Source organism: Acinetobacter pecorum (assembly GCF_014837015.1).
Classification (GTDB): domain Bacteria; phylum Pseudomonadota; class Gammaproteobacteria; order Pseudomonadales; family Moraxellaceae; genus Acinetobacter; species Acinetobacter pecorum.
In genome coordinates, this window is the sequence record NZ_JACSPT010000013.1 from 1 (window position 1) to 16,005 (window position 16,005).

Genomic DNA, 16,005 nt, shown 5'->3' on the forward strand with positions numbered 1-16,005 from the left:
TCGGAAGCAAAATGCTAGCTCATCTTGCTTCTTTCCAATAATTTAATCTCTGTTGCACTTCATTTGAGAATCTAAGAAAGAAAAAAAGATCCATAGTCTTCAGAGACTAACTGAATAAATAGCAGCAAAAAATAATAGAAACCATTAAATAAAAAATAACTAATAAAGGGATTTTAGGGCGGTGCTGAATTCTACAAATAAGTCCTAAGAAATAATCATTTGAACTTTTAGCCAACACTGAGGACGCGCAAACTGCAAAAAAAGACTGTGCTATAATCGCGGGCTAAATAATTTGTGCCTAATTCTGATTGAGAGTAATTCACGTGGAAATTAATCCGTATCTAAACCAATTAAAAGACTTAAACGAACGTGGTCAGACACTACGGGGGTATCTTTGACTACGATCTGAAAAAAGAGCGTTTAGAAGAGGTCCTGCGTGAATTAGAAGATCCGGCCATCTGGAATGACCAGAGTCGTGCCCAAGCCATGGCTAAAGAAAAAGGCGAGCTGGAAAACGTATTAAATGTACTGGACGGGTTAGAGACCCAGCTGGAAGATGCGCAAGCGATGCTTGATCTGGCTGTGGAAGCAGATGAAGAAACCATGCTTGAAGATGTGCAGGCTGAGCTGAATGCTGCTGAAGAAGAACTGGCCAAACTTGAATTCCGCCGCATGTTTAGCAATCCGATGGACCCGAATCCATGTTATGTGGAAATTCAGGCAGGTTCAGGGGGTACTGAAGCACAGGATTGGGCATCCATGCTGCTGCGTATGTACTTGCGATGGATCGAACGTCATGGCTTTAAAGCTGAACTGATGGAAGAGTCTGACGGCGATGTAGCCGGGATCAAGTCTGCTACGATTCGTGTAGAAGGCGAGTATGCTTATGGCTGGTTACGTACTGAATCTGGCGTACACCGTTTAGTGCGTAAGTCGCCATTTGATTCGGGTAACCGCCGTCATACTTCATTTTCTGCCGTGTTTGTGTCACCTGAAGTAGATGACAACATCGAAATTGAAATCAATCCTTCAGATGTGCGTACCGATACTTATCGTGCCTCAGGTGCCGGTGGTCAGCACATTAACAAAACTGATTCTGCGGTGCGTTTGACCCATATTCCAACCGGTATCGTGGTGGCCTGTCAGAACCAGCGTTCACAACATGCTAATCGTGACCATGCCTGGAAACAGTTACGTGCCAAGCTTTATGAGCTGGAAATGAACAAGCGTAATGAAGCTGCCCAGGCGCTGGAAGATTCCAAGTCTGATATCGGTTGGGGTAGCCAGATCCGTTCTTATGTACTGGATGATTCACGTATCAAGGATTTGCGTACTGGCGTAGAAAATTCCAATACAGGTGCCGTACTGGATGGTGATCTGGACAAATTTATTGAAGCAAGCCTGAAACAGGGCTTGTAACAAGTCGTTTAAAGCTGGCGTAACAATGCTTTAACAGTTTGTGACTTTTATATCCAAATTTATCGATATATAAATCGAAAAAATACGATATAATGATTGCAGATGCTGAATGAAGTTTCGTTGCGCCACTGATTGTGATGTGCTTATGGACCTTGATCTAATTTTTAAAGCCTTGGCCAATCCGACCCGTCGGCAGATTCTGGAGTGGTTGAAATCTCCAGAACAATATCTGTCTGTGGAGGAGTGTGGCGGCTTTCAGCGTGGTGTCTGCGCGGGCCAGATTGAAAAATTAGGACAAGTTTCTCAATCCACCATGTCCAACCATTTGTCCGTGTTGCAACAGGCGGGTTTAATTACCGCCACCAAACATGGGCAATGGTCGTATTTTTCCCGCAATGAAGCTTTGATTCAGCAATTTATCGAACATTTACAACAACACCTTTAGCCGGTGGGAGTAACGATGGCTGAATTAAATTCTCCTTTAACGCTCGGTGCGTTAGAACTCAAAAACCGTGTCATTATGGCACCGCTGACCCGTAGCCGTGCCACTGCTGACCGTGTGCCAACGCCAATGATGGCCGAATACTATGCCCAGCGTGCAAGTGCAGGTCTGATCATCTCTGAAGCAACTGTTATTTCTGAAGAAGCCAATGGTTATCTGAATACGCCAGGACTGTTTAGTGATGCCCAGGTAGAAGGCTGGAAACAGGTGACAAAAGCGGTTCATGAGAAGGGCGGCCTGATTGTTGCCCAGCTTTGGCATGTCGGCCGTGTATCGCATCCGGATTTGTTAAACGGTGAAACACCAGTATCGGCGAGCAGCGTACAACAGGCTGGTCACGTCAGCCTGTTACGTCCAAAACGTCCATACGTCCTACCACGCCCATTAGAAATTGCTGAAATTCACGCAATTACCGAGCAGTATAAACAGGCTGCAATTCGTGCCAAAGCAGCCGGTTTTGATGGCGTTGAGTTGCATGCAGCCAATGGTTACCTGATTGACCAGTTCCTGCAAACAAAAACCAATAAACGTGAAGATGAATACGGCAGTTCAGTTGAAAATCGTGCGCGTTTCCTGCTAGAAGTCATGGATGCACTGATTGAAGTCTGGGGTGCTGATCGTGTGGGTGTACATCTGGCACCACGTGGCGATGAGCATGATATGGGCGATAATGATCCACGTGAAACCTTTGGTTATGTCATGGAGCAGCTGGGCAAACGTCAGATCGCATTTTTCTTTACCCGTGAGTACCTGGCAGAAGACAGCATTTCAGAGTATATGAAACAGCGCTCACATGGCGTACCGTACATTGCCAATATGCGCTTGAGCCGTGAAGATGCGATTGAACTGTTAGCATCTGGCAAAGCTGATGCGGTATCTTTTGGCAAGGCTTATATTGCCAATCCGGATCTGTATGAGCGACTGCTTGAAGATGCACCTTTGAATGAACTAAAACTGGAAAACATGATCGGCAGCCAGGCAGCTGAAGGATATATTGATTATCCAACCCTGGCTGAAGCAGAAGCTTTAAGCATCGCAGAATAATCTAAAATTGAGCCACATTGATTAACATGTTGATGTGGCTCTGCTATATTCTGCCCATTGAATCTTTGGACAGGGGCGCAAAGTGGCCACTCCATTTTGGTACAACGCAGCCTTGGCGCTGGTTAAACCCTTATATCAATCGCGTATTCGTAAACGTACGACCGGGCCGGAACAATTACAACAAGAAATGACAGAACGTTTCGGTCCATTTCAATCCCCCAAAAACCTGCATGCCATCTGGTTTCATGTAGTGTCGGTAGGTGAAACCAACGCGGCCCAACCTTTAATTGAGCATTATTTAAAACTCGGTCATCCGGTGCTGGTCACCAATACCACCAAAACCGGTCAGGCCCGGGCCAAATCGCTGTTCTTAAAGCCACCCTACTTAGATTTATTCCAGGCCGTGTATTTGCCTGCTGACCAGAAAACACTGATTCAGGATTTCTATCGGAAATATCAGCCTAAGCTACTGTTGTTAATGGAAACTGAACTCTGGCCGAATCTGATTGATCAGGCACCGGATTTTAAGGTGCCCTGTTTACTGCTGAATGCCCGACTTTCTGAAAAATCCGCCAAAGGCTATGCCAAGGTCAAAGGTCTGACCCGTGGCATGCTGAAAAATTTAACTGGCCTTTTGGCACAGGATGCGGCTACCCGGCAACGCTATATCGAACTGGGAATTGCAGCGGGGAAAACCCAGGTTTTGGGCAATATCAAGTTCGATATTACTGCGCCTGAGCACTTTATCCAGCAGGCAGATCAGTTAAAACAGCAATGGTCTTTAGCAGGTCGTAAAGTGATCACGCTGGCCAGTACCCATGCTCCTGAAGAAAAAGAAATTTTGAGTGCTTTAAAAGCTGCTTTAGAGGCTGATCCTAAGTTGGTCTGTATTGTGGTGCCGCGTCATCCGGAACGTTTTGATGAGGTGTTTCAGGCAACACAGTTACTAGGTTTAACAACCCGGCGCCGTAGTTTGGGGCAACATATTGAAGCAGATACCCAGGTTTATCTGGCCGACTCTATGGGTGAAATGTGGCTTTGGTATGCTTTGAGTCAGGCATGTTATGTTGGAGGTTCTTTAAATGAACCAGGTGGTGGACATAATATTCTGGAGTCGATTGCGCTGCATGTACCTACCATTTTGGGCAAGAACTATTTTAACTTCCAGACCATTGTGGGTGAGTTTTTAGAAGCTCAAGCTGTAGAAGTGGTCGAAAATGCTCAACAGGCAGCGACGACTTTATTGGAGCTTTTAAATAATTCAGAAAAGGCTGAAAGTTTGAATACGGCTGCGGAAAAGATTATGCAGCAAAATCAGGGTTCACTGGCAAAGCACATTCAGGTGATTGATCAGTATCTTTAATTTACATTGATGAGTAACAGGTATTGGATTTACCAAGACGGCAGGGATGCCGTCGTTAGGCTGTGATACAGGGAAGTGTCATCAGCCTAACAAAAGCGTTTTGCCTACTTTTGCGCTGTCAAAAATAGGGAGAAGCCTACACGATGATAAGTCGCTATAGCGCTTTATTTAAGGCTTGTCCCACAATAATCGAGATTCGATTTGACTTAGTATTTATTTTTCAAAGTGATTATCTTACTTTTGTCGGGCCAAAAGTAACAAAAGCCTTTTGCAGCGCTGAAGGGACGTCCTGCCCCTCAGCACTGCAGGCGACATCCCTGTCGCCACCCTCTAGCCAATAGAGGGATATATCATATTTTTTGGTCTTCTTTTTTATGAACATCGTCCTGCTTGATCCCCGTCAAACCCAATCTGAGATTTGGACGATCAGTGCCAAACGTCAATTGGAACATTTGCAGACACATTTGGACATTCAAGTCGGTGATACGCTCAAAGTGGGTATCCGTGAAGGCAAGCGTTATCTTACAGAAATTGTTGAAATCTCTGAAACATCAGTACAACTAAAACCGCTGCAAGAAGAAACTGTTCCAGAAAAATTACCTGTGACCTTAATTGTGGCCTTGCCACGACCCAAAGTCCTGCGTCGTCTGATCATGGATGCTGTCACGATGGGAGTAGAAAAAATCATTTTACTGCACAGCTATCGGGTAGATAAAAGCTACTGGCAGACACCGTTTTTGCAACAGCTGGATCATTATCTTGAACTGGGCCTAGAGCAGGCAGGGGATACGATCGCTCCAGAAATAGCGCTATATAAACGCTTTAAACCTTTTGTGGAAGATGTCTTGCCGGGTTTGATTAGTACGAATTGTCCAGCTTTTGTGGCACATCCTTATGCAGAACAACCTATGCCATTTGCGCTTCAGCATCCTTGCAGTATCGTGATTGGCCCGGAAGGTGGTTTTATTCCCTATGAGATCGATCTGCTCATAAAAAACGGCTGTCAGGCAGTGAACCTTGGCAACCGTATTCTGCGTACCGAGACGGCAATTCCTTATGTTTTAGGTCGGCTGTTTAGCGCGAGCTGAGGCATCGTCATGACCATCCCCACGATAAACCTTCACTTCCTGAACGGGATAAGGAATTGAAATACTGTGTTCTGCAAAAGCCTGAATCACGCGTTCCTGCACCGCACTGATCGAAGTTCCGGTTCCGGTATCTGTGGTGTCGACCCACCATAAAGCTTTCAAGGTAATCGAGAAGTCTGCCAGTGCAATGACATTGACGCTAAAGGCAGGTTGACTCAGGATGGTTGGATCCTTATCCAGAATTGCAGTAATAATATCTTTGGCTTTCTGGATGTCATCTTCATAGCCAATACCGACCGAAAACTCACAGCGGCGACGGGTATAGGCGGTATTTACAGTCACTGCACTGGTGTAGACCGTGGCATTGGGAATGACGATACGCCGGCCATCTGGTGAGCGTAAAAAGGTCGCGCGAATCTGGATATCTTCAACTGTACCTTCCATGCCATTCACGATAATGTCATCGCCAATCTTGAAGGGTTCACTCAGTAAAATCAGTACGCCGGAAAGCAGGTTCTGGAAAATATCCTTGAAGGCGAAACCGATGGCCACTGAGCCAATTCCGAGGGCACTCATCAGCTGAGCCGGGGTAAAGCCAGGAATTGCAATCACCAGCCCGATTAATACACCGAAAAATATAATGAAAGTACTACCTACACGGTTCAGGACCAGCACCAGATTCTGCCGGGTATAAGAGCGGTTTTCTAAAGTCTTGCGAATAAAAAACTTGAATATTTTGGAGAGTAACCAGAAAATCGAAATCACCACCAAGGCAATACAGAAATAGGGCACACGCTCCCAAAAGCCTTCTATGATCTTGTCAATGGCACTATAAGCATCATTATACTTGGCGGTATGTTCAATTACAGTCTGTGCTGTTTTTTCAGTTGCCTCGTGCAACAGCTCAGTCGTGCCTTCAGTGACCTGATTCAAAGTATTTTCTTTTTCTGCCACGAAATTTCCCGCATTTAAATTTTGCCTATTTTGCCTGATGTTCAGCAAAAAATTAACCAGAGTTTGCCAGCATGGCCAGGTATTTCTCCCAAGGCTAAAGTCAATATTAGAAATATTTTGTGGTTTTCTGCATCATTTCTGCCGGAGTCTGCGGTTGTTCTCCACCACTCATATAACCGAATAAAGCCAGTGAAGCCAACAGGCTAAGCAGAGTCAGGATAATCATCAGCCAAGCCAGGACCTTTTCCCAGAACAAGGTGATCCGTGCCGGACCATAGTGATTTATGCCACGATCACCCGAACCAAAGATTATATAAAGCCATACAAAAATGTTAACTAAGGGGAGCAATAATAACAGCGCCCACCAGCCGCTCCTGTTTAAATCATGGAAACGGCGAACAGTCACGACTAAAGCAAAATACAGGTAGGCCAGAACGATGAGCAGTACACCAATGCTGCCCAAGCCTTGTAATGAAATTAGCCAGTTCGGGTCCATGGAAGGTGTGGCAATATTTACAATATCAATACTAAGGCCGAGTGCGAACGTGCAACATAAAAAAATGAAATGCAGAAACGCCGACCAGGCAATAAAGCTCAAGCGCCCGAAACGCCCTTTCATCGACAGGGGATGATCTGCTAGAGGCAGATCAGGCGGACTAAAGTAGGGAGATTCAGGCGATGTCATAAAGAGAGTGTCCTGCTAAACCAGACCCAATAACAATGAGAGGGCAATTTTATTTTAAAGGGAATTACTACAGATCATACACAGTTGTGTAGAAAATTCTGTACTGTAAGTTGTGGTTTATTTTGATTGAATTTGTATAAATAATCTACGACGAAAGCATGATTGCCGGATTTGAAATAAGCAGGCCATACTGCCATTATGCATAAAAAACAATCAACCACGCCGCATTAACCTCTCGTGATGAGATAGAACAAAATCAAGGAAGTGAATTATGCAAGAGATCTATCCAGTACCTGAAGAATTTAAAAAAACAGCACGTACGCTCGAAGAGCAGTATTTCGAGCGTTATCAGTATTCTATAGAACAGCCAGATCAATTTTGGGCAGAGCAGGCGCAACGTCTGGACTGGATCAAACCCTTTACCCAAGTCAAAAATACCAGTTTTAACAAAGACGATTTTAAAATCGAATGGTTTGCCGATGGACAGCTGAATGTCAGTGCCAACTGTCTGGACCGGCATCTGAAAGAACATCCCTATAAACCGGCGATCATCTGGGAAGGTGACCATCCTTCAAGGCACAAGATTATTTCCTTTGCCGAGCTGCATGATGAAACCTGCCGTTTCGCCAATGTACTGAAGAAAAATGGCATCCAGAAAGGTGACCGGGTCATGCTGTATATGCCGATGGTCTCCGAAGCTGCGATTGCCATGCTGGCCTGTGCCCGGATCGGTGCGGTTCATTGTGTGGTATTTGGCGGTTTTTCGCCAGACTCCTTAGCCAGCCGGATTGAAGACTGTCAGGCCAAAATGGTGATTACTGCTGATTCTGGCATGCGTGGCGGTAAGGTCATTCCACTGAAAGCCAATGTCGATGAAGCGCTGAAACTTGCAGGCACAGAGTCTATTCAGAATGTCATCGTGGTACATCGCACCGGTAACCCGATCGAAATGCAGGAAGGGCGTGATCTGTGGTATCACATGGAAATTATGTCAGTCAATGACATCTGTCCACCCGAACCGATGAATGCCGAAGATCCGCTGTTTATCCTGTATACCTCAGGTTCTACCGGCAAGCCCAAGGGAGTATTGCATACCACTGGCGGCTATCTGACCTATGTGAACTGTACCTTCCGTGAAGCATTCGATATCAAGCAGGATGATGTGTTCTGGTGTACTGCAGATGTCGGCTGGATTACCGGGCATTCCTATGTGCTGTATGGTCCGCTTTCAAATGGTACCACCACTGTGATGTTTGAAGGGGTTCCGCAATATCCGAGCTGGGCACGTACCGGGCATATTGTCGACAAGCATAACGTGACCATTCTCTATACCGCGCCGACAGCGATCCGCGCCATGATGCGTGAGGGAGATGCTTTTGTACGGGAAAGTGACCGTAGCAGCCTGAGAATTTTAGGATCAGTGGGTGAGCCAATTAATCCGGAAGCCTGGAACTGGTACTACACAGTGGTCGGTGAAGGTCGCTGTCCAGTGATTGATACCTGGTGGCAGACCGAAACTGGCGGTTTCATGATTACGCCATTGCCGGGTGCGACTGCCTTAAAACCGGGTTCGGCGACACGGCCTTTCTTCGGCGTACAGCCGGCCATTGTCGATGCTGACGGCAAGGAACTGGAGGGAGAAGCCGAGGGTAATCTGGTGATTAAGGATTCCTGGCCGGGTCAGATGCGGACCATCTGGGGTGATCCCGAGCGTTTTATTGAAGCCTATTTCTCGACCTATCCAGGCACCTATTTTACCGGGGATGGGGCACGTCGTGATAAAGATGGTTATTACTGGATTACCGGCCGTGTCGATGATGTCCTGAATGTGTCCGGACATCGTCTAGGTACGGCAGAAATTGAAAGTGCACTGGTGGCGCATGAATCGGTGGCCGAGGCTGCTGTTATTGGTATGCCACATGATATTAAAGGACAGGGAATTTGTGCCTTTGTCACTTTGCAGGCCGCTGTAGTAAGTTCAGATGAACTACGCGGTGAGCTGGTGAGCTGGGTGCGTAAGACTCTCGGTCCAGTGGCTACACCAGATGCCTTGCACTGGGCACCGGCCTTGCCAAAAACCCGCTCCGGCAAAATCATGCGTCGGATCCTGCGAAAAATTGCAGCCGATGAGCTGGACAGTCTGGGAGATACTTCAACCTTGGCTGAACCGCAGGTGGTGGAGCATCTGATTGCAGAAGTACAGCGTAATAAAGTTTAAATTTAAGCGGTTCCAATACCGGCATTCTGCCGGTATTTTTATATCAGTCATAAGCTCTGCATGCTTTCGGATATAGGTCAGTACCCTGATCTGCTAAGCTGTTTCCATGCTGAACATGAGTTAAAATAATGAATGCACAATCCCCATATTTAAATCAGTCTCCTGTCGATATTGCCCAGAAACTTGCTGAAAATTTTGCTCTGACTGCCGCAGAGCGGGACAAACAGGGGGGTAATCCCAAAGCCGAGCGTGACCTGATTCGCCAGAGTGGCTTGCTTGGCCTGTCCATTCCAAAACAGTATGGCGGTCAGGAGGCAGATTGGCAGACCATTTTTAAAACCATTCAAATTATGGCCCAAGTGGACAGTTCACTGGCGCATGTCTATGGCTTTCACCATTTGCTGATTGCGACCGTGCAATTATTTTCCCAAGCGGAACAATATGGCCCGTGGTTTGAACAGACGGCCCAAAATAATCTGTTCTGGGGTAATACTCTAAATCCGCTGGACCGTCGCACCACAGCCACAAAAGTTTCAGAAAACGAATATATTTTTCATGGAGATAAAAGCTTCTGCTCAGGTTCGATCGATTCAGATATGTTGCTGTGTTCAGGCTATAACGATGCCGGAAAATTGCTGATTGGTGTGATTCCTACCCAACGCAAAGGAGTAAGTTTTCTGGGCGACTGGAACAATATGGGCCAACGCCAGACCGACAGTGGTACCAGTCATTTTGAGCAGGTCAAAATTCATCAAAATGAACTGCTGTTAAATCCAGGCCCATTGAGTACGCCGTATTCCAGTCTACGGCCTTTGATTGCTCAACTGATTTTCGTACATCTGTTTTTGGGCGTGGCAGAAGGGGCATTTGACGTCGCCAAACAGACCGTACAAACCCAAAAAGCCTGGTCCAAATCACTGGCAGACGATGCGGTGAATGATCCTTTTATCCAGAAGCATTTCGCTGAGTTTTATGTACAACTAGAAGGGGTACGCTTACTGGCAGATAAAGCGGTTCAGGCTTTACAGGCAGCTTGGGAGCTTGGAAATGATTTAAGTGCCGAACAGCGCGGTGAAGTCTCGGTTGCCATTGCCACAGCTAAAATTGCCGCAACCAATACCTCTCTCTATATTACCCAGAATATTTTCCAGGTGATGGGTGCGCGGGCCACCACGGCCAAGCTCAATCTAGACCGCTTCTGGCGCAATGTCCGCACCCAGACCTTGCATGATCCGATCGATTATAAATATCAGGAAGTGGGGGAATGGGTGTTGACCGGAAAAGTGCCTGATCCAAGCTTTTATTCCTGATCTGAAAATAAAACAGCCTCTTTATCGGAGGCTGTTTTATTCGGGATGAAAAAGTTTGGTTTTAAATTTGCTTAAACGCTTCAATCGCTCTTACACGAGAGGCTTTTAAATCCACAATCGGTTTTGGATAATCCAGTGCAAGATCCGGATTTTTGGCATAGGGGTCATGAATGCTTTTGGCATCTAGATGCCCCAGTTCCGGCACCCAGCGGCGAATATAATCCCCATTCGGAGCAAACTTCTGTGACTGGCTGACTGGGTTAAAAATCCGGAAATAGGGCACGGCATCCATGCCGGTCGAAGCACACCATTGCCAGCCGCCATTGTTCGCCGCCAGATCACCATCAATCAGATGCTGCATGAACCAGCTTTCTCCCAAGCGCCAGTCTATCAGCAGGTTTTTACATAGAAACATCGCAGTGATCATGCGCACCCGGTTATGCATCCAGCCAGTGGCTCGCATTTGCCGTATACCGGCATCGACAATCGGAATTCCGGTTTGTCCTTGTTGCCAGGCAGCCAGATCTTCAGGTGCATTGCGCCACTGGATGTTATCGGTATTTTCCTTAAAAGGCCGATGTCTGGATACACGGGGAAAATCAAACAGGGTATGCAGATAAAACTCGCGCCAGAGCAGTTCATCCAGCCAGGTCTGCTGACCGATATCATCAATCTGGAAATAGCCATCCTTAAACAGGGTCTGCATACATTGACGAATCGAGAGAATACCGATATTCAGATACGGTGACAGGCGGCTGGTACCATCGACTGCAGGTAAATCACGCTCGGTTTTATAGTAAGCCATTTTCTCCCCGATAAAATCATCGAGCAGCTCAAAGGCAGCTTGATCTTCTGCAGGCCAGAGCTGGGCAGCATGATCGACCTCATAATCAGCCACAAATTTTTGCAGATCAAAGCTGGTCAGCTGAGCGGGTAATTCAAACGGATCTTGAGGCTGAATGGCAGGATAGCAGCCCGGTATATTCTGAATCAGTCGTTCATAGCACTTTTTCTTGAACGCGCTATAGACCTGATAGGGCTGATTGGACTGGTTACGGATACTGGTCAGTGGAAACAGGCTGCGATCATGATACAGCTCGACCCGGATCTGCTGCTGTTCCAGCATCTGCTGTACCTGTGCATCACGTTGCAGTTCATTCACGCCCACTTCAATATTGGCATGTAGCGTATCAATCTGCAGTTTTTGGCACAGGCTTCGCATTTCGGCAGGCAGGTCTTGCCATAAGGGAATATTTAAAGTGATTAATGGAATATTCAGCTGCGTTAACTGCTGCTTTAAGACGTCGAGGCGGCGCAGATAAAAATCGATTTTAATCCGGGCATCCTGATGCAGCTTCCATTGTTCGGGAGAGAGCACCACCACTGCTATACAGGTACCTTGCTGGGTGGCATGCCAGAGCGCGGCATGATCATGAATGCGGAGGTCTTGACGAAACCAGATCAATTGCATTGTTAAAATTCTTGGAAAGTCGTTAGTGCGGAATTTTAAGGAATTGATAGTTTTAAACCTAGCCAGACAATAATTTTATCACATAAAAAAATCCCCCAAGCCGAGCCTTGAGGGAGGGGGTGAATCTGCTGAGATTTATTGGAATAATTATACGGGCTCAGCTTCTTCTTGCTGCACACGCGTTACCTGTTGTGCTTCAAGCTCACGGACCAAAGGCAATACCTTCTGGCCAAAATATTCGACTTCTTCAATAAAGTGCAAGAAGCCTGACAGAATCAAATCTACGCCCACTTTTTTCAGTTCGATAATCCGTTCAGCGATCTGCTGCGGTGTCCCGATCAGATTGGTGCGGAACCCGTCATTGTATTGCACCAGATCTTCAAAAGTTGATTTGGCCCAGTTGCCTTCGCCTTCCTGACTTGCTGCGCCCGCTTCACGGGTCGCTTCACCAAAGGATTTCACCGCATGCACATTGGCCTTGCTAATAATTTCCTGCAATACAGCCTGAGCTTCTTCTTCGCTATCCCGTGCAATCACAAAGGCATTTACACCAATTTTCACCGAGTGATTGTTGGCCTTGGCTTTTTCACGAATATCATCGATCTGTTTTTTCAGCTCTTCCGGGGTATTGCCATTGGTGAAGTACCAGTCAGATACACGGGATGCCATATCACGTGCTGCCCGGGAACTGCCGCCCTGAAAGATTTCTATATGAGGCTTCTGCAATGGCTTAGGACTCAGGCTATAGTCTTTGAATTGATAATATTTACCTTCAAAATTAAAGTTGTTCTGGGTCCAGACTCCTTTCAGGCTACGGATAAACTCTTCCGAACGGGCATAACGCTCGTCATGTTCCGGCCATTCTTCACCAATCGCATCAAACTCACCGCGGAACCAGCCACTGACCACATTGATCGCGATCCGGCCATTGCTCAGATGGTCAATCGTCGCCAGTTGTTTGGCGGCCAGTGCCGGCTTCCACGGACCCGGTAGAATCGCGGCAATGACTTTCAGGCGTTCAGTTTTGGCCAGAATGCCATGACTGAAGCTCACTGATTCATGCTGATTTTCTGCGTTATAGCCGGCAGTAAAACGGATCTGGGTCAGAGCATAATCAAAGCCTGCCTGTTCAGCCGTTTGTGCCAGACGCACGTTATAATCATAGCTCCAGTCGGTGCGCTGCTCGATGTTACTGACCACCAGCCCACCACTGACATTCGGCACCCAATAGGCAAATACGATATTTTTATCATTCGACATGCTGATTACCCTCTGCGTGCATATTTAAGCCACTTGAGCCTTTGGTGCTTTCTTGCTGTGTAAACGCGATTCTGCTGCATCCAGGCTAGGTACTACTGCAGATGGTAATACTTCTTCCTGTTCAATCTGCTTGTTAATGCCCAGATTTTGACTGGCCTGAATGCTTTTTTCTTTAATCACTTCAGCACGCTGTCCTTTGGCAGGTGCCCATTCCAGAATAGGTAATGCTCGCGCCACAGCCAGGGTAATCCGGTCACGGAGCAATTCACTGTGAATGGTATATTCAGGGGTGAAATCGCGGTCGGTGGCATAAACACCAATCGGCAAAGTCTGCGCCTGAAAGAAGCTGAATAAAGGACGCAGTTGATGTTCAAGCACCAAGGCATGACGGTCACTGCCGCCAGAAGCTGCTAACAATACTGGCACATCGACCAGTGCCGTTTGCTCGACAAAGTCAAAGAAATGCTTGAACAGGCCGGTAAATGAAGCGCGGTAAACCGGGGTGCCGACAATCAGCGCATCTGCGGCTTCTACGGCTGCCAGATCATCCTGAATGCGTTGTGGCAGTTGATTGCGGTAAACCGCACCGCCTAGCAGTGAACCAATTTCGCTAAATTTAATGAAATGTACATTGATCGGTGTGGCTTCCCCCAGTTTATCCAGAATCGCCTGAACCAGGGCTTCGGTTTTTGAAGGATGATTTAAACCGCCAGATACGGCCACAATATTTAAGGGGTTTTGCGCATTAAAATTAGACATATTTAGAACCTGAAAATAGGGTTAATCTCGGAATGTCCTTATTAACCCTGATTCAGCGCAGGACTGTAAAATAACGAAAAGCTGAAAAGTTATCTGATTTTTTGATATACAAAAAAAGCCTGATTTATAAGTAAAAAATATTTAATAAGTTTATGATATTTATGCTTATATTGAATAAATATAAGCTTTTTCAGTGAGGAATAAGACATATATAAAAAAGTGATGAGAATTAAATAATTATTGAAATAGTGCAAAAACGGGCAGTTTAAAAAGAAAAACTGCATATTATTTTAAAAATAATAGTGTCTTGCATATCCTTAAACCGGGTTGTGTGGTTAGAATAGGGCCTACCGTGCCAAGATCTTTCTCACGTTGCCTATGAATATTTTAATCGTTGATGATCATCCACTATTTCGTCATGCCCTGATTCAGGCTGTACGTTATAGTCTGCCACAAGCCCAGATTCATGAAACTGCGGCAGTCAATGAATTTTATGAACGTCTAGAAAATGGCCCTGAGCCTGATCTTGTGCTGCTGGACTTAAACCTGCCAGGCGCATCCGGGTTTTCTGCCTTGGTGCATGTTCGCGCACAATATCCGTCTTTACCGATTATCGTCGTGTCCGCGCATGAAGAAGTCAGCATCATCCAGCGTGCTATTGCGCATGGTGCGATGGGCTATATTCCTAAATCTGCCCACCCAAGCCATATTGGTGAAGCGATTCGTGAAGTACTGGAAGGTGAAATCTGGTTACCACCCAATCTGTCGGCCAATATGAACTTTGATCCGCGTGCTGCCGATGAAACGGCTTTGGCCGAGCGGATCCAGTCTTTGACACCGCAACAGTTCCGGGTGTTGATGATGGTAGCTGAAGGTTTATTAAACAAGCAGATTGCTTATGAACTGGATGTATCCGAAGCCACCATTAAAGCCCATGTTACGGCAATCTTCCGTAAGCTGGGTGTACAGAACCGGACGCAAGCAGTATTGGCCATTAATGCGCTGAATATTGAAGACCGCAAAATGTAAGCTTCTGCTATTTGAATTGAAGAAGACCTCATTGGAGGTCTTTTTTATGGAAAAAATTAAGTGAAAAGATATGAATATGTTAGGCGATATAATCCTGTTTGCGAGTAAAATCATCACAAAACAGCGGATTTAAGGCACATTGCAGTTCATCAATCTGCTCTTCGGTGACATAACCTTTAGATTTCAGATATTCTGCCACGCGATCATCACGCAGACTCAGGAAGGTCGCGTCATATACCCCCAGATCTACAAACAGTGCCGCGGTTTCCAGACTGTTGAAACGGTCCAGATAAACTTCATTGTCATACATCAGGAAGATGTGATCGTCCGGTGCAGTCGGGTCAACATGTAAACGCTGCGCCAGCTCATGTGGGCAAGTTTTGATAAATAACAGATCGGACAGCTCGTCGAACTGGCTGGTATCCAGGCAATCTTCTTCATTTTTGACCTTGCCCAGCCAAGCTTTAAATACCAGTACTGCACCACCACGCAGTAGCATGCTCCAGATCTGATGTCGGGTTGCTGCTGGGAGATCCCTAGCTTCAGCTTCAAGAGACTGAATTAATTTATCTTCCTGTTCAGCAATCTTTTCAAATAAACCCAGACCTTGTGGCTTGTAGGCATAAGGTTCAAAGACATCAAAATGTAATTCATCAAAGACTTGCAGCGCCAGCGGGACTGCACTCTGATACAGCGTTTCCAGTGCCTGATACTGGACATCATTCAGCTTGCTGTATTTAAAAATCTGTGTCCAGTCAATGTTTGGCAATAAGGCATTGGCACCATATTGACGGTGAAACTGCTGAGTCTGATTCAAGTCATGGTTTTGATCTATGTTCATGTGAAGAACTCCGATATACAGAAAAATAGATCAGCTGCCAAAGGAATCAAGGCATGTATATG

Annotated in this window: 14 protein-coding genes; 8 read left to right on the forward strand and 6 right to left on the reverse strand. The window is 46.2% G+C overall.

The features are described 5' to 3' along the window. Window positions 1-323 precede the first annotated feature (323 nt). The 5 genes from prfB to H9629_RS10465 all read left to right on the forward strand — a co-directional run bounded on the left by prfB (window position 324) and on the right by H9629_RS10465 (window position 5,416). A protein-coding gene (gene prfB, locus H9629_RS10445; protein WP_155858362.1) for a peptide chain release factor 2 occupies window positions 324-1,419 on the forward strand; the annotation gives its coding sequence in 2 pieces (ribosomal slippage) (window positions 324-395 and window positions 397-1,419; 1,095 coding nt in all). A 145-nt stretch (window positions 1,420-1,564) separates the two neighbouring features. Continuing rightward, window positions 1,565-1,864 carry an ArsR/SmtB family transcription factor gene (locus H9629_RS10450; protein WP_064095178.1) on the forward strand — a complete coding sequence of 100 codons (300 nt, stop codon included), beginning with the start codon at window positions 1,565-1,567 and terminating at the stop codon, window positions 1,862-1,864. 15 nt (window positions 1,865-1,879) lie between these two features. Next, a complete protein-coding gene (locus H9629_RS10455) occupies window positions 1,880-2,965 on the forward strand; it encodes an alkene reductase (protein ID WP_064102616.1) in 1,086 nt (361 codons plus the stop codon). A gap of 82 nt (window positions 2,966-3,047) precedes the next feature. Next, window positions 3,048-4,328 carry a 3-deoxy-D-manno-octulosonic acid transferase gene (locus H9629_RS10460; RefSeq protein WP_191731052.1) on the forward strand — a complete coding sequence of 427 codons (1,281 nt, stop codon included), beginning with the start codon at window positions 3,048-3,050 and terminating at the stop codon, window positions 4,326-4,328. Window positions 4,329-4,702: 374 nt separating this feature from the next. Beyond that, window positions 4,703-5,416 (forward strand): 16S rRNA (uracil(1498)-N(3))-methyltransferase, encoded by a 714-nt coding sequence (locus tag H9629_RS10465; RefSeq protein ID WP_191731053.1) that lies wholly within the window; start codon window positions 4,703-4,705, stop codon window positions 5,414-5,416. Here H9629_RS10465 and H9629_RS10470 read toward each other — a convergent pair. After that, window positions 5,390-6,370 carry a mechanosensitive ion channel family protein gene (locus tag H9629_RS10470; RefSeq protein WP_191731054.1) on the reverse strand — a complete coding sequence of 327 codons (981 nt, stop codon included), beginning with the start codon at window positions 6,368-6,370 and terminating at the stop codon, window positions 5,390-5,392. The genes H9629_RS10465 and H9629_RS10470 overlap by 27 nt on opposite strands. A 106-nt stretch (window positions 6,371-6,476) precedes the next feature. Then, complete coding sequence (locus H9629_RS10475; RefSeq protein WP_191731055.1) at window positions 6,477-7,055, reverse strand: DUF805 domain-containing protein; 579 nt, start codon at window positions 7,053-7,055, stop codon at window positions 6,477-6,479. 271 nt (window positions 7,056-7,326) lie between these two features. Here H9629_RS10475 and acs point away from each other — a divergent pair, with 271 nt between their 5' ends. Both acs and H9629_RS10485 read left to right on the forward strand, forming a co-directional pair. Continuing rightward, entirely contained in the window at window positions 7,327-9,273 is a 1,947-nt protein-coding gene (gene acs, locus H9629_RS10480) for an acetate--CoA ligase (protein ID WP_064102620.1), read from the forward strand. A gap of 128 nt (window positions 9,274-9,401) precedes the next feature. After that, window positions 9,402-10,583: an acyl-CoA dehydrogenase family protein gene (locus tag H9629_RS10485; protein WP_191731056.1), complete on the forward strand. Its 1,182-nt coding sequence runs from the start codon at window positions 9,402-9,404 to the stop codon at window positions 10,581-10,583. A 61-nt stretch (window positions 10,584-10,644) separates the two neighbouring features. On the opposite strand, the gene H9629_RS10490 is transcribed toward H9629_RS10485, so the two are convergent. From H9629_RS10490 to msuE, 3 genes are all read right to left on the reverse strand, one after another. Continuing rightward, window positions 10,645-12,054, reverse strand: coding sequence for a cryptochrome/photolyase family protein (locus H9629_RS10490; RefSeq protein ID WP_191731057.1), 1,410 nt, complete (start codon window positions 12,052-12,054; stop codon window positions 10,645-10,647). Window positions 12,055-12,201: 147 nt separating this feature from the next. Then, on the reverse strand, window positions 12,202-13,314 hold the full coding sequence (gene sfnG, locus H9629_RS10495) for a dimethylsulfone monooxygenase SfnG (RefSeq protein WP_191731058.1): 1,113 nt from the start codon (window positions 13,312-13,314) through the stop codon (window positions 12,202-12,204). Window positions 13,315-13,338: 24 nt separating this feature from the next. Next, the gene (msuE, locus tag H9629_RS10500; RefSeq protein ID WP_191731059.1) at window positions 13,339-14,073 is read right to left on the reverse strand and encodes an FMN reductase; all 735 of its coding nucleotides are present in this window, start codon (window positions 14,071-14,073) and stop codon (window positions 13,339-13,341) included. Between the two features lie 378 nt (window positions 14,074-14,451). On the opposite strand from msuE, the gene H9629_RS10505 reads away from it, so the two are divergent. Continuing rightward, complete coding sequence (locus tag H9629_RS10505) at window positions 14,452-15,102, forward strand: response regulator (RefSeq protein ID WP_064095039.1); 651 nt, start codon at window positions 14,452-14,454, stop codon at window positions 15,100-15,102. Window positions 15,103-15,181: 79 nt separating this feature from the next. On the opposite strand, the gene H9629_RS10510 is transcribed toward H9629_RS10505, so the two are convergent. Then, the gene (locus H9629_RS10510; protein WP_191731060.1) at window positions 15,182-15,943 is read right to left on the reverse strand and encodes a hypothetical protein; all 762 of its coding nucleotides are present in this window, start codon (window positions 15,941-15,943) and stop codon (window positions 15,182-15,184) included. Window positions 15,944-16,005: the final 62 nt, after the last annotated feature.